General features: G+C 58.6%; 13 protein-coding genes. 2 read left to right on the forward strand and 11 right to left on the reverse strand.

Annotated features, from left to right (window positions below; translation table 11 throughout):
- Positions 1 to 74: 74 nt before the first annotated feature.
- From GSQ77_RS20795 to GSQ77_RS20825, 7 genes are read right to left on the reverse strand one after another with little or no spacing between them, the layout of a single operon-like run.
- Positions 75 to 1,220: a glycosyltransferase gene (locus tag GSQ77_RS20795; RefSeq protein ID WP_158904652.1), complete on the reverse strand. Its 1,146-nt coding sequence runs from the start codon at positions 1,218 to 1,220 to the stop codon at positions 75 to 77.
- The gene (locus GSQ77_RS20800; protein ID WP_158904653.1) at positions 1,217 to 2,203 is read right to left on the reverse strand and encodes an NAD(P)-dependent oxidoreductase; all 987 of its coding nucleotides are present in this window, start codon (positions 2,201 to 2,203) and stop codon (positions 1,217 to 1,219) included. The genes GSQ77_RS20795 and GSQ77_RS20800 overlap by 4 nt, the downstream gene beginning before the upstream one ends.
- On the reverse strand, positions 2,203 to 2,976 hold the full coding sequence (locus GSQ77_RS20805) for a 1-acyl-sn-glycerol-3-phosphate acyltransferase (RefSeq protein WP_158904654.1): 774 nt from the start codon (positions 2,974 to 2,976) through the stop codon (positions 2,203 to 2,205). The genes GSQ77_RS20800 and GSQ77_RS20805 overlap by 1 nt, the downstream gene beginning before the upstream one ends.
- Positions 2,977 to 2,989: 13 nt before the next feature.
- Positions 2,990 to 4,294, reverse strand: a complete 1,305-nt coding sequence (locus GSQ77_RS20810; RefSeq protein ID WP_158904655.1) for a dihydroorotase — start codon at positions 4,292 to 4,294, stop codon at positions 2,990 to 2,992.
- A 3-nt stretch (positions 4,295 to 4,297) separates the two neighbouring features.
- The gene (locus tag GSQ77_RS20815) at positions 4,298 to 5,317 is read right to left on the reverse strand and encodes an aspartate carbamoyltransferase catalytic subunit (protein WP_158904656.1); all 1,020 of its coding nucleotides are present in this window, start codon (positions 5,315 to 5,317) and stop codon (positions 4,298 to 4,300) included.
- 20 nt (positions 5,318 to 5,337) lie between these two features.
- Positions 5,338 to 5,784, reverse strand: coding sequence for a Holliday junction resolvase RuvX (gene ruvX, locus GSQ77_RS20820; protein WP_158904657.1), 447 nt, complete (start codon positions 5,782 to 5,784; stop codon positions 5,338 to 5,340).
- Between the two features lie 45 nt (positions 5,785 to 5,829).
- On the reverse strand, positions 5,830 to 6,417 hold the full coding sequence (locus GSQ77_RS20825; protein WP_158904658.1) for a YqgE/AlgH family protein: 588 nt from the start codon (positions 6,415 to 6,417) through the stop codon (positions 5,830 to 5,832).
- A gap of 32 nt (positions 6,418 to 6,449) precedes the next feature.
- Here GSQ77_RS20825 and GSQ77_RS20830 point away from each other — a divergent pair, with 32 nt between their 5' ends.
- Positions 6,450 to 7,937, forward strand: coding sequence for a deoxyribodipyrimidine photo-lyase (locus GSQ77_RS20830; protein WP_158904659.1), 1,488 nt, complete (start codon positions 6,450 to 6,452; stop codon positions 7,935 to 7,937).
- Positions 7,938 to 7,957: 20 nt separating this feature from the next.
- On the opposite strand, the gene GSQ77_RS20835 is transcribed toward GSQ77_RS20830, so the two are convergent.
- The 3 genes from GSQ77_RS20835 to GSQ77_RS20845 form a co-directional block, all read right to left on the reverse strand.
- Positions 7,958 to 8,914: an O-antigen ligase gene (locus GSQ77_RS20835; protein ID WP_158904660.1), complete on the reverse strand. Its 957-nt coding sequence runs from the start codon at positions 8,912 to 8,914 to the stop codon at positions 7,958 to 7,960.
- Between the two features lie 396 nt (positions 8,915 to 9,310).
- A complete protein-coding gene (locus tag GSQ77_RS20840; RefSeq protein WP_158906420.1) occupies positions 9,311 to 10,723 on the reverse strand; it encodes a hypothetical protein in 1,413 nt (470 codons plus the stop codon).
- Positions 10,724 to 10,939: 216 nt separating this feature from the next.
- Entirely contained in the window at positions 10,940 to 11,110 is a 171-nt protein-coding gene (locus GSQ77_RS20845) for a rubredoxin (protein WP_158904661.1), read from the reverse strand.
- A 134-nt stretch (positions 11,111 to 11,244) separates the two neighbouring features.
- On the opposite strand from GSQ77_RS20845, the gene GSQ77_RS20850 reads away from it, so the two are divergent.
- Positions 11,245 to 12,159: a hydroxymethylpyrimidine/phosphomethylpyrimidine kinase gene (locus GSQ77_RS20850; RefSeq protein WP_158904662.1), complete on the forward strand. Its 915-nt coding sequence runs from the start codon at positions 11,245 to 11,247 to the stop codon at positions 12,157 to 12,159.
- A gap of 36 nt (positions 12,160 to 12,195) precedes the next feature.
- Here the strand turns inward: GSQ77_RS20850 and GSQ77_RS20855 are convergent, their stop codons facing one another.
- Complete coding sequence (locus GSQ77_RS20855; RefSeq protein ID WP_158904663.1) at positions 12,196 to 12,366, reverse strand: hypothetical protein; 171 nt, start codon at positions 12,364 to 12,366, stop codon at positions 12,196 to 12,198.
- Positions 12,367 to 12,392 lie beyond the last annotated feature (26 nt).

Here is a 12,392-nt window from a genome sequence, read left to right on the forward strand (position 1 = left end):
GATACGTCGAATCGAATTACATTACCAATATTTAGCGTAACCCGCAGTTTCCTCAGCGACCGTCGCCATCTCGCTCAATTTTGCTTATCCCTACATATATCCTTATAAATTGCCAAGCAACGAGCGGTGATCCGCGACCACGTATAGTTTGCATTGACGTAGCACCGCAACCTTTTGCCCATTTCCGGTAACAATTCGGGGTGCGCTAACAACTGTGTCAACGCCACGCTCATACTTTCCGCCGACGGCGAACATATCCTGCCGCCCCCCACTTCGCTGACTTCATCGAAGCCACATTGATCAGTTAGTAACACGGGGGTACCGGCCACGCCAGCTTCCAGAGCGACGAGAGACATTGCTTCCCGCCGAGAAGGGACGACCAACAGCTCCGCCTCCGTGAGCGCAGCCCCCTTCTCTTCCCCCTCAATATAACCAATGAAACGAATCCGCTTGGCGTAAGCGGAAGCCGCCGCCCGTTGTTCAAGGGCCTCTCTCATACCGCCATCGGGTCCGGCAAAGACAATTTGATAATCCGCGAAACGCTCCGCCAGCGATAAAAACGCGCCCATTAACAGATCCGGCCCTTTAATCGCGTCTAGACGTCCTAAAAACAAAAGAAATGGAACGTCCTCTAATTGGTGGCGCCGTCGAAACTCAATACCGTCTCCTCGTGGCGTTGATCGACTGTCGTCAATGCCATTGGGCACCACGACCACAGCCGCAGGATGAACCCCATAAGCCAAAAACTGAGCAATTTCAAGTCGAGTAACCGCAAAGCACAACGAGGCGCGACGGATCATGCGATATCCAACCAACGCATTATAAAACCGCTTGAGGCTACCCGACCTGCCAAAAATCTCCAGTGCTCCGGCCGGACACACGACATAAGGCTTACCCAATCGTTGCGCTGCCGAACAGACCATGGCGTTCAACACACTCCAATGGCCCATCGTGTGGATAATATCGGCCTCTTCGACCAATCTCTGCACGCGTTGCGCCGAAATCAGCGGGACCACGAAGCGCTTGCTAAGCGAACGACAGGTATGCAGATCGATCCCTTCCAGGGCTTTGCGGCGTATCTCGCCTAGCCCGACATTCGTGGTCAGGACCGAACACTCATTGCCCGAATCAATTAGCGAGCGAGCCATCTGAAAAGTACGTTCAGCCGTCCCTCCTCCTACCGAGGGATCAATGAAGTCGCAAACATGCAATACCCTCACGACGCGCTCCCTACCGATTCGTGCGCAGTTCGTTTCTTGCATGCCTGTGCAAACCGCATCAATGCGGGTTCGAGCCGGGTCACCGGCTCAAAGCCCCAATCCCGTAATTTGCAATCACTATATTTTATCTGCGGGTCGGTTTGTGATCGCCCGACTAAGATCAATAACAGCTTGAGCACGAAACTCGGCAAAGCGACGCCGCCATTGGCCGTCTTCATCAGTAAGCCCGTGCGGAGAATCTGGTCGACGTCTTGGTAATTATTGATCGGGGCGTCGTCATCGGAAACGAGGAATACTTCGCCAGCCAACGGTCTGTCGATGGAAATCAGGAACTCGATCGCCGCGACTACGTTTTCCACGGCCACAAGGTTCATGCTGCGGCGCCCGTAAAGCATACGGCGCAGATGCTGTACCGAATCACTGTCGTTTCTCAATTGATAGACGAGCTTCTGCAAATTTTTGCCGCCAGTGCCAAAGACAGCAGTGGGACGTAGCACCGCGATGTCAATATGCGGGGACAACGTTTTGAGCAGCAACCCCTCAATCATCAATTTCTGACGCTCGTAATCGTTTCCGGGGTCGCACGGAGTCTCCTCTGTCACGACAGTCGTCGGTGTGCGACCGACAACGGTTGCGGTACTGATGTACAGAAACCGACGCACCCCCGCCTTCAGACAAGCCTGCGCAAGAGTCCGTGTGATCTGAATCTGCGTGTCCATTGGTGCGTCATGGACTTGTGCCAAATGAATTACCGTTGCACCGGGTACGACAAAGCGTGAAAGACTCTCCGCGTCGAGCAGGTCCCCCACGATCAACTGCCCATTCCGGATCGTTTCGCGAGCCCCACCGTGGGCTGCCCGGGCCAAGATTCGCAGTGCCACACCCGGTCGCTTTTCCAGCACCGCTAGTAAGTGCGATCCTATAAAGCCAGTCGCACCTGTTATACAAAAAGTCTCCATGGACCTCTGGTACTCGATTTCCATTATTGAACCACTGTAGACAAGACGCGGCGACGGCGTGTCTTGTCACGCAGATGATCAAGGCCTGCCTGGACTGCCTCCTGCGTATCCTGCGCCAACACCCTTCTATCTTCCCCTGCCGCCAACGCCTCTCCCACATACAAATGCGCCGTCAACGGCGACGCCGATAAAATCATATCGAGCGACTCTGCAAGAGAAGTATCGCCAATATACGCTGGCGCGAGCGACTGCCGTCCCGTCGCATCCTCATACATCAGGCAGATCGGCTGGATCGGCGCCTCGGCATAGACCGCCGCCTGAAACAGATTGGTATGAAACGGCTGCACCGCCAAACCGTCGGTTGTAGTCCCTTCCGGAAACACCGTAATCAGCCCCCCGCCGCGCAGGATGTCGGCTAGTTGGTGCATGATCTTCTTCGCATCGCTTCGTTTTCCCCGCTGGATAAACACCGTCCCTATGGTTTTCGCGAGCCAGCCGATAACAGGCCAGTCCGCGATTTCCGCCTTGGAGACAAAGGGCGTCGGGCGCCATGCGTCGATCACATAAATGTCGATCCACGATATATGGTTTCCCACCACCATTGCGCCTCGCTCAAGCGTCTCACCGTTACTATGCACGACCAGCGTGATGCCGCACAGCTTAAGCATGCATTGAGACCAGTCGCGAATCAGCATTTGCTGGCGCTCTGGCGTTGCACGTGGATACATCAAGGCGGCCATCAGCACACCGCGAAAAATATGCAACAGCAAACGTAGTTTGCGTAAGGGATGCTTCATCGGCCTACCCTACTTAAAAGTTCGTGTTATCGGCCTGCTCGAAGGCAACGCGCCCTGCAACCAGCGTCGCGCGCACTCGCGCTGGCACTTCGTAGCCGAGGAACGGCGTATTGTGCCCCTGGCTACGCAGCGCAGATGCCTCGACACTCCAGTAGGCCTGCGGGTCGAACACACACAAGTCCGCAGGCGCACCGATCTCCATGCGGCCACATTCCAGCCCCAACACAGCGGCAGGACCACATGTCACCTTCGCCAGCGCGTGGCCCAGTGGCACGCGCGCATCCTGCGCCCACTTGATCGTCAGCGATAGCAGTAGCTCAAGGCCGCTCGCGCCTGGCGTCGCCTCGCCAAATGGCAGCATTTTTTCGTCATCGTCAACGGGTGTATGGTCCGAGCAGATTGCGTCTATCGTGCCGTCCGCCAGCCCTGCCCGGATCGCGTCGCGGTCGCGCTGAGCACGCAGCGGCGGATCGAGCCGGTATTGTGCATCGAAGTACCCGATGTCGATATCAATCAAATGCAAATGGTTGATGGTTACGTCGCACGTCACCGGCAGACCTTCCTGCTTGGCGGCTCGCACCAGCGTCAAGCCGCTGGCGCTAGACAGACGGGGCAGATGCACCCGCGCACCGGTTGCCCGCACCAGTTCCAGGATAGTATGCAGTGCGATGGTTTCGGCGCTTGTCGGCACGCCCGCCAGCCCGAGGCGCGATGCGACCGGCCCGCTGGCCGCCACACCGCCACGTGACAGGTAAAAATCCTGGGCTCGCAGCCATACCGTGTAGCCGTAGGTGGTTGCATATTGCAGCGCACATAGCAGCACCTGTGTATCAAGAATCGGCACGTTCGCCTGCGAGAAACCGATACAACCGGCCTGCGTCAGTTGAACCATTTCGGTGAGGCAGCTACCTTTTAGGCCGACCGTCAACGCCCCAAGCGGATACACTCGGGGCCCATCCAGCCTACAGGCCAGGGATTTTAGCATTTCGACCAGCCCGGGCTCGTCGAGCACCGGGACGGTGTCGGGCGGACACACCAGGCTGGTAACGCCACCGGCCAGCGCTGCCGACATTTCGGACTCCAGTGTGGCCTTGTATCCGTGAGCGGGTTCGCGTAGCCGCGCCGCCAAGTCCACCAGCCCAGGCGCCACTACCAGGCCGCTAACGTCGACAGTGCGATCGGCCGTGAAATCGGCTGGCGCGGCGCCTAGCGCAACAATAAGGCCATCCGCGACAAACACGTCTGCTTGCTGCTCGACTCCCCTGCCGGGCTCACTGCCTGGATCGATCAACCGGCCACCCTTGAGATGAATCTTCATTTGCTACCTTGTCGTCGCCAGTTCGGCGGTGCCGGCGAGAATGCCCATCACCGCCATGCGCACGGGAACCCCGAAAGTCGCTTGATCCCGGATCACCGACTGCATCCCATCTGCCACAGACGATTCGATTTCAATCCCGCGGTCTATCGAGCCGGCATGCATCACAATCGCATCCGGCGAAGCCAGCGCCAGCCGCTGCGGAGTCAGCCCGTAGCTCTTGAAGTACTCCTGGGTCGAGGGCAACCAAGCGCAGTCGACGCGCTTGTTTTGCAAACGTAGAAGGATAATCACGTCGACGCCACGCAAACCGGCTTCCATGTCGTCAAAAACTTTCACGCCGAGTTGCTCCAAGCCGCTCGGCCGCAAGGTACGTGGCCCGATCACACGAATTTCAGGCACCCCTAGAGTGGCCAACGCGTGGATGTCCGAGCGCGCTATCCGTGAGTGTAGGATGTCGCCGACAATCGCCACCGTCAGGTTTTGGAAGTCCTGCTTGTAATGACGAATCGTGTACATGTCCACCAAACCCTGCGTCGGGTGCGCGTGACAACCGTCGCCAGCATTGATCACGTGCTCGTGCGGTGCGCAATGTTTGGCGATCAGGTAAGGTGCGCCGCTTTGTGAGTGACGCACGATGAACAGGTCGCCATGCATCGCTGGCAGGTTATTGATGGTATTGAGCAGCGATTCGGCCTCACTTGTCGAAGAGACACGGGTATTCAGGTCCAGCACATCGGCAGAAAGCCGCTTGGCTGCAATGTCAAAATCGGCGCGGATACGCACCGATTTTTCGAAAAATAGATTAAGGACCAACTTACCGTGTAGCAACGGTACCGTCTCGACTTCACCATCGTTGAGCGGGATATGTCGCGTAGCGGTATCGAGTATATGGTTGATGACGGTACGTGGCAGGCCCTCGGTAGTAAGCAGATGCTTGAGCTCGCCATTGCGGGTTAGCTGCGGGCTGCCACGATTAAAACCCGGTATGCTGATTGGTCGGGCATTCGGTGAAGAAAATGTCATCGATGTCCTGGGAGAAAAACTTATGCGCCGTCCGCTGCCGGAGCGGTGCCCGCTTCATCGCGGGGTTCGTCGCGTATTTCGTCAAAATACTGCTGCAGGATGATGCGCGCCGCTTCCGCATCGAGGCCGCGCCATCCTGGGTCACCGGCAAACTCGGCGGCAGCCCGTGTTGAATAACGCTCATCGACCCAGGTTACCGGCAAATTGAAGCGGCCGTTGAGCTGATTACCAAACCGCGTGGCCAGTCGCGTCATCGCGTGCGGGGCGCCATCCGGATGCACCGGCAGGCCAACCACCAGCCGATTCGGACGCCACTCGTCAAGCAGACGACCTACGGCTTCAAAGCGATATTCTCGATTGCGGTTTTCGATAATCAACAGCGCCTGTGCGCGGCGCAGCAACATATTGCCGACCGCCACGCCAATCCGCTTCTCGCCGTAATCGAAAGCCAGCAAAACGTCGGTCATGCTCAACGCGCCCACGCGCCCAGTGCATCACGGACGGAACCAGCCTCAAGCATGTCCCGCATCTCCCGACAACATCGAGAGCGATACACCCAGCAACGACAGCGCAGCTTCGAGCTTGCGCTCGGCCGGCACATCAAACACGATGCCGGGGTCCGCTTCCACGGTAAGCCAGCCATTGCGCGAAATTTCTTCTTCGAGCTGGCCGGCGCCCCAGCCCGCATGCCCGAGGGTGAGCAGAAAGCGTGCCGGGCCCGTGCCATGGGCCACCGCTTCGAGGACATCCTTCGAAGTGGTCATTTCAAGGCCGCCGGGCACCGTCATTGATGACGTATAGTGTTGGTCGGTGGGGTCGTGCAGCACAAAACCCCGCTCGGTTTGCACCGGGCCGCCGAAATAAACCGGTAAGTGCTGCAGAGGCTCGATATCGAGGCTCAGGTCGATACGATCGAACAGCGATTTGAGATCGATATCGGTTGGCCGATTGATCACCAACCCCAGTGCGCCCTTTTCACTGTGCTCACAGAGATAAACCACCGTTCCGGAAAAGGTCGGGTCCGCCATGTTCGGCATCGCGATCAGGAACTGGTTGGTCAGATTGATGCGCGCCTCGGCGCTCTCGGAACTCTTGGTCATAACCTTGATTTTAGCAAAGACCCGGCGCTCATATGGCCCAATTTGACTGCTCGCTCGTATGGTTCCGGCGCGATTTGCGTATCGCGGACCACACGGCACTTTATCACGCGCTGACCGAATCCCGCCGGGTCTACTGTGTCTTCATATTTGACCCCGCTATCCTCGCGCCGTTGCCGGACGATGACCGCCGGCTGCATTTTATCCGCGCCAGCCTGGCCGAACTCGACCGCACGCTGCGCGCAGCCGGGGGCGCCCTGCTCGTCAGACATGCCGATCCACTCGACGCGATCCCTGAGCTTGCCCGCGCGCTGGGCGTGCAAGCCGTCTACACCCATAACGACTACGAACCCGCGGCGATCGAACGCGATCGAGCAGTGGCCGAACGCCTCGGCGATGCAGCGCTGACTTTCAAGACGTACAAAGATCAGGTGATCTTCGAAAAAAGCGAGTTGCTCACCGGCAACGGCAAGCCTTACTCGGTTTTCACGCCTTACAAACGCGCATGGCTGGCAGCCCTCACGCCCGCCGCGCTTGCTCACTGCGCGTCGGAGACCCATTTGGCGACGCTAAGCAAACCCGCCGTCAAACTCGATACTGGCCTGCCCACGCTGAAGGCGTTAGGTTTTGGCCGCGCAGAACAGCCGCCTCTTGCCAGCGGCGAGAGCGGCGCGTTGCAACTATTCGACGAGTTTCGCGAGCGCATGTACGCTTACGCTAACGTCCGCGATTTCCCCTGCGTCAAGGGCCCGAGCTATCTATCTGCGCATCTGCGGCACGGCACCATTTCGATCCGCACACTCGCGCGTAGCGCCCACGACGCTCAATTGCGCGGCGACCGGGGCGCGGAAATCTGGCTGTCCGAATTGATCTGGCGCGATTTTTATTTTGCGGTTCTGTATCACCACCCCGAGGTCGGAATGCCCGGGCAGCACCGCGCGTTGAAACCACAATATGACGAAATCAAATGGGAGCAGGGTTCGGCCGCCGACGCCAACTTCGCCGCTTGGTGCGAAGGGCGCACCGGCTATCCCCTGGTCGATGCCGCGATGCGGCAAATCAATCAGACCGGCTATATGCATAATCGATTGCGTATGGTGACCGCGAGTTTTTTAATCAAGGATCTTGGCATCGACTGGCGTCGCGGTGAAAACTATTTTGCCGCAAAACTGACCGATTTCGATTTGGCCGCGAATAATGGCGGTTGGCAATGGGCGGCTTCTAGCGGCTGCGACGCGCAACCCTATTTCCGCATTTTTAATCCGATTACGCAGTCGGAGAAATTCGACTCCGACGGTAAATTTATCCGGCGTTATGTGCCCGAGCTCGCGAAGCTGCCGAATAAGGCGTTGCATGCGCCCTGGCACGCGAAACCGGAAGTCCTGCAACGTGCCGAAATCGAACTGGGCGTCGACTATCCACTGCCGATTATCGACCACGCCCGCGCACGCACGGCGACTCTCACACGTTATTCCGTGGTCAAAGAAGTTAGGCGCGCCGTGCTGAAAAGTGCGGAAGACTGATAGTAAAGCGCTGAAAAGCGTTATGAAGTGGACTGGGACCTGCTGCTGGAGACGGCACCCAGCATGATTCCACACCAGACGAAAATAAAACGCCCCTCAGAAAAGGTCGAAAAATGCGAGTTAAACAGGCTCGTCGCACACCAACCGCATAGCACCCCTAAGCCCAGAATTCGAAAGGGCTCGGCAGCACGCTGCCAAAATGCGGATGCGATGAAAGCCAGAAAAATTACCAGTCCGACGATCCCCTCCTCGGCAAATATTTTCAAAAATTGATTATGAGGATCTGTAGTCGAGGTTGCTTCCCAGCCTTTTACGCCTGCCACCTGTTGCTCGTAAGCGGCTCGGAATCCACCCGTGCCGACCCCAAACAGAGGGTGCTCCTCGATCATCTTCAAGGTATTTTTTAAGAAAATTACACGTATCCCGACCGAAGTCACACCTGCCGTTTGATAGTGCTCGGCTTGGTTAAGCCCCTCTTGTAGCCGGTCGCGTGAGATCGGAATGGCCAACACTGCGATGCATACCGCTACGACAGGCAAGACGATGGCGGCCAAATGTTTGATGCCGAATCGTTCCTTCGGCAGAAGCGAGAGTGCATAGGCAACGCCGCACATGGCCATTACCAAGTAACCGCTACGGCCCGTCATCACAAACAAAGCATTGATCGCGAGCAGCACGATCGATGCGAGTAGGAAGCCCTTCTTCGCCGGCGATAAAACACCCGACTGCCTGAGCAACATCGCAGCCGAAAATACGCCGACCGAAAATGTCATGCTCTGAGTGACGTAATTGCGCACCGAGATCGCCGGACCCAAATGAGAAATCTGAGTGTGTGTCAGCAATAGGCCGTACGACACCAGCGCCGCCAGATCCAGCACGATGATCAGAATCCATACGGTTCGGGTCTTCCATTCGCTATCGTTAAACAAGCCCGCGGCGATCGGCAGCAACAACAAACGACGCCAGCCCGTGACCATGCTGACCGCTTCCGCCCGGGGCGCCGGACCATAAAATGCGGCGATGATCAGGCACGCGCCAAATACCAGCGACATCGCAACCATCGGTTGCCGAACCGCGCTCAATACCTGTCGACGCACTCTGGGCACCGTCAATATCAACAGATAAAGCAGACCTTCGGCCAGATTGGTGACGGGCGGAGAAAAGAGCAAAAAAAGCAAATTGCCGAGAACCAATAGCCGTGCGAGGTAAAGCGGGTCGCGGTACCAACGGTAACTCGGAGGAACAGTAAGCATGGTTTTACGATAAAAAAATAGTTGAGCGAAATTGGAGTGCGTGGAGTGAATCCGACGCGATTTGGATCGGGCATGGATGGCAGCATCCGCTTACTTGCATCGCTAGGTAGGTTTATCCCCTCACCCTCGCTGATCCGATTCGATTAGTGCAATCAAACCGGTGAGCGATGCCGCCGGATCGGCCGGAGCCACGCCGGCAGCGACCTGATGCAGCATGCGTCGTAACGCCTCAGCGCCATCCTCCAGAACATGCGAATTCGTCGAGACGCAAGCGGCTGAACCGGCTGCCGCGTGCGCGACCCGCCGCCACGCCAAACCCAGCGCGTCGGCCAGCGTCGCCACACCGCCCAGACCGACCGCGCATGCTGTGGCTCCAAGCTGGTACGCCGCATCGCCCGCTTGCAGCGCTGCGCTCGCATCCGGTTTATCGGCTGCGGCCGCCGCGGCATAGGTCGTCAGCGCAGCAATCGCCGCCTCGGCAGTCTGTAGAAAATCTTCGTACACCACCACGTGCACGCGTAACGCGCCGATACCGCGCAATAATTGACGCGGTATCGGCAAACCGGGCTGCTGAGCATATTCCGGAGTCGACGCCTCGCCCGCTTGGCCCATCTGGCCCGCATCGGAATTAGACGATCGCTCACGCACCAACGCATCGGAATCCCAAAGCGAGCGCAACGCCCCGCCCTGTCGGGATTGCCAGTTGATAGACAAACCGTAATCGCGCAGCAATTCGACCGCTTCGCGATCCTCCAGCGCACTGCCGTACAAGGCAAATCCGCGCCATAACAGCGCGAGCGCATAGCGCACGGTAGCGGCCGACGCGGCCCGCGAACCACGCGCCTGCTCGCCGAACACCAAATTGAAGCGGGCGTATAGCCGCTTGGCCTCCGGCGTACAAGCACGTTCGCTACTACGCAGTACCTTTAGTGCACCGGCCGCCAGTCGGCACGCATCATAAGGATCCGGGCCGGCTAGCGCGGTGAAGCATGCATCGAAGGTATCGAGACCGGCGGCAGCGCTATGCTGATCGGCAGCGCGCAGTACGCTAAGCAATGCGCGCTCGTAACGGGCGCGCCACAGCGCGACCTCTGCCGTGGGCAGTTCAGCATGCAGCGTGGCCGTCGGCACGGCACGTCCGGCCAAGGCCAGTTCGTCCAGCGTAGTCGTGGCCGGGAGCGGCACCTCGGCCAGGAGCCCACGCAAGACCTCGTAATGCGCGAATAGCTCGTCACTGCAGGCCAATTCCCAGAGGTTATGGCGACACACCGCCGTACGGAAATCGCGCAGCGCATTACCGAAAAAGTCGCGCTGGCTAGGCTCGTCTGCCACGTGTGGCACAGCAAAAAGCAGCGCTTCCGTATAACGTAACGCGCTTGCCCATCCCGCCGCACGCAATGCATTGGCCGCCTGCACAAGCGCTCCAGCGGGATCCGCACCGGCTTCGAACGCATCGATGGCCGCCCCCAACGCCCGCTCCGCGCCCGGAACCGTCCCTCCACGCGGATTCGGAACCACCTCGGGTTGCGGCATCGCAGCCGCACCTGAAACCAAGGTTGACGCGTCCAAGCCGGGCCCACCCGATGCGCTATCGCTAGCGCCAGAGTCGGGGACGCCTGCCGCCTTATTTCGCTGCGGCTCCTGCTCTAAAGACTGCGAACCTTGCTCCATGCACAACTCCGTCAGGGCGCGGCGCCTTACCAGGCCAACCCGAGGTCAACCCGAAGTCAACCCAAAATCACTCCGAGTTCAGATCTGGATCATCTCAAAGTCTTCTTTACGGGCGCCGCATTCCGGGCACGTCCAGTTGATCGGCACATCCTCCCAACGCGTTCCAGCCGCGATGCCCTCTTCGGGCAACCCGGTTTCTTCGTTGTAGATCCAGCCGCAAATCAGGCACATCCAGCTTTTGTATTCCATTGTTCTCGCCGCTTTGGATACACGATCCGTTACAATGCAAAACCGGGATGGTACCAGTATTGCTGGCGCGCTGGAAAGCACACTCAATGCCGCCCGGTCCTATCCAAATCCTAGCGTTCATTCACCAGACTTTCATGCCCAGCGACACCCCCCCGATTGTTCTCTGTTTTGGGCTTGCCGACCCCACCGGTGCATCCGGCTTGCAGGCCGATTTACTGACGCTTGCGAGCATGGGCTGTCACGGCGTTACGGTGCTGACGGGCTATACCGTTCGCGACTCAGCGGGGTGCGACGAAGTGATCGGGCTCGACCCGGACATGGTCGCCAGCCAGGCGCGCAAGTTGCTGGAAGATATGCCGGTGGCCGCTTTCAAGATCGGTGGCACTACGCGCGCCGAGATTGTCGCGGCTATCGCGGAAGTCGTCGCCGATTACGATGATGTCCCCCTGATACTGGCGCCCGACTTCCAGCTCGACGACGAGCACGTGCTGTCGGCCGATGAGTTGCGCGAGTCGATCGCCGAACTGCTGGCGCCCCAGACCACCGTGCTGGTTGCCGACCAGAGCGACCTGATCCAGCTCGCCCAACCCGACAGTGAAGCCGAGGCACCGGGCATTGCCGACGCGATCGGCATTTTGTTGGCAGAAGGATGCGAATACGTGGTGTCGGGCGATGCGGGCACGCAACACGCCATCTATACCGTCTATGGCGAGCAAGGCCAGATTCGGCAGGATAGCTGGGAGCGCGAGCCGTTTCGCATTCTCGGCGGCAACGACACGCTCGCGGCCGCGATCGCCGCCCTGCTCGCCAATGGCTTGGAGCCGGCCGAAGCGATCCGAGAGGCGCAGGAATATCTCTACCAAGCGAATCGCGGCGCATTCCGGCCAGGAATGGGCGCCTATATTCCCGACCGTTTTTTTTGGGCCAAAACGGAGGATCCCGTGCAAGACTTGGCGGCGCAGCCGGACCCCAGCGACCCCGTGCCGGATGTCAAATCGAGCAACCCGCGCGCGGTATCGCCCTATACGGCGACGCTTCAGCAGAAGTAAGGGTAGCGAGCCGATACGCCGCTTCACAGCAGCAAATCACAGCACCGAATTCCGGTTTGGAAAACCAATAAAAAAAAGAGCTTGAGAAGATATCTTCTCAAGCTCTTTTTTCTTACTGCGCAGCCCCGCTTCCCCACGAACTGATCGGCGAAGCGGGTTGATCCGGGAAGCCGATTTAAACGCCAGCGCCTGAGCGCCGGCATTCATAAAACATCAGCTTCCTCGGAACGGAC

The organism is Burkholderia sp. L27(2015) (genome assembly GCF_009765705.1).
Classification (GTDB): domain Bacteria; phylum Pseudomonadota; class Gammaproteobacteria; order Burkholderiales; family Burkholderiaceae; genus LMUX01.

Coding starts and splice junctions, on each gene's coding strand:
- GSQ77_RS20800 (WP_158904653.1), bottom strand. CDS start 2,203: ATGGAAATCGAGTACCAGAGGTCCATGGAGACTTTTTGTATAACAGGT.
- GSQ77_RS20805 (WP_158904654.1), bottom strand. CDS start 2,976: ATGAAGCATCCCTTACGCAAACTACGTTTGCTGTTGCATATTTTTCGC.
- GSQ77_RS20810 (WP_158904655.1), bottom strand. CDS start 4,294: ATGAAGATTCATCTCAAGGGTGGCCGGTTGATCGATCCAGGCAGTGAG.
- GSQ77_RS20815 (WP_158904656.1), bottom strand. CDS start 5,317: ATGACATTTTCTTCACCGAATGCCCGACCAATCAGCATACCGGGTTTT.
- ruvX (WP_158904657.1), bottom strand. CDS start 5,784: ATGACCGACGTTTTGCTGGCTTTCGATTACGGCGAGAAGCGGATTGGC.
- GSQ77_RS20825 (WP_158904658.1), bottom strand. CDS start 6,417: ATGACCAAGAGTTCCGAGAGCGCCGAGGCGCGCATCAATCTGACCAAC.
- GSQ77_RS20830 (WP_158904659.1), top strand. CDS start 6,450: ATGGCCCAATTTGACTGCTCGCTCGTATGGTTCCGGCGCGATTTGCGT.
- GSQ77_RS20835 (WP_158904660.1), bottom strand. CDS start 8,914: ATGGTCACGGGCTGGCGTCGTTTGTTGTTGCTGCCGATCGCCGCGGGC.
- GSQ77_RS20840 (WP_158906420.1), bottom strand. CDS start 10,723: ATGCCGCAACCCGAGGTGGTTCCGAATCCGCGTGGAGGGACGGTTCCG.
- GSQ77_RS20845 (WP_158904661.1), bottom strand. CDS start 11,110: ATGGAATACAAAAGCTGGATGTGCCTGATTTGCGGCTGGATCTACAAC.
- GSQ77_RS20850 (WP_158904662.1), top strand. CDS start 11,245: ATGCCCAGCGACACCCCCCCGATTGTTCTCTGTTTTGGGCTTGCCGAC.
- GSQ77_RS20855 (WP_158904663.1), bottom strand. CDS start 12,366: ATGAATGCCGGCGCTCAGGCGCTGGCGTTTAAATCGGCTTCCCGGATC.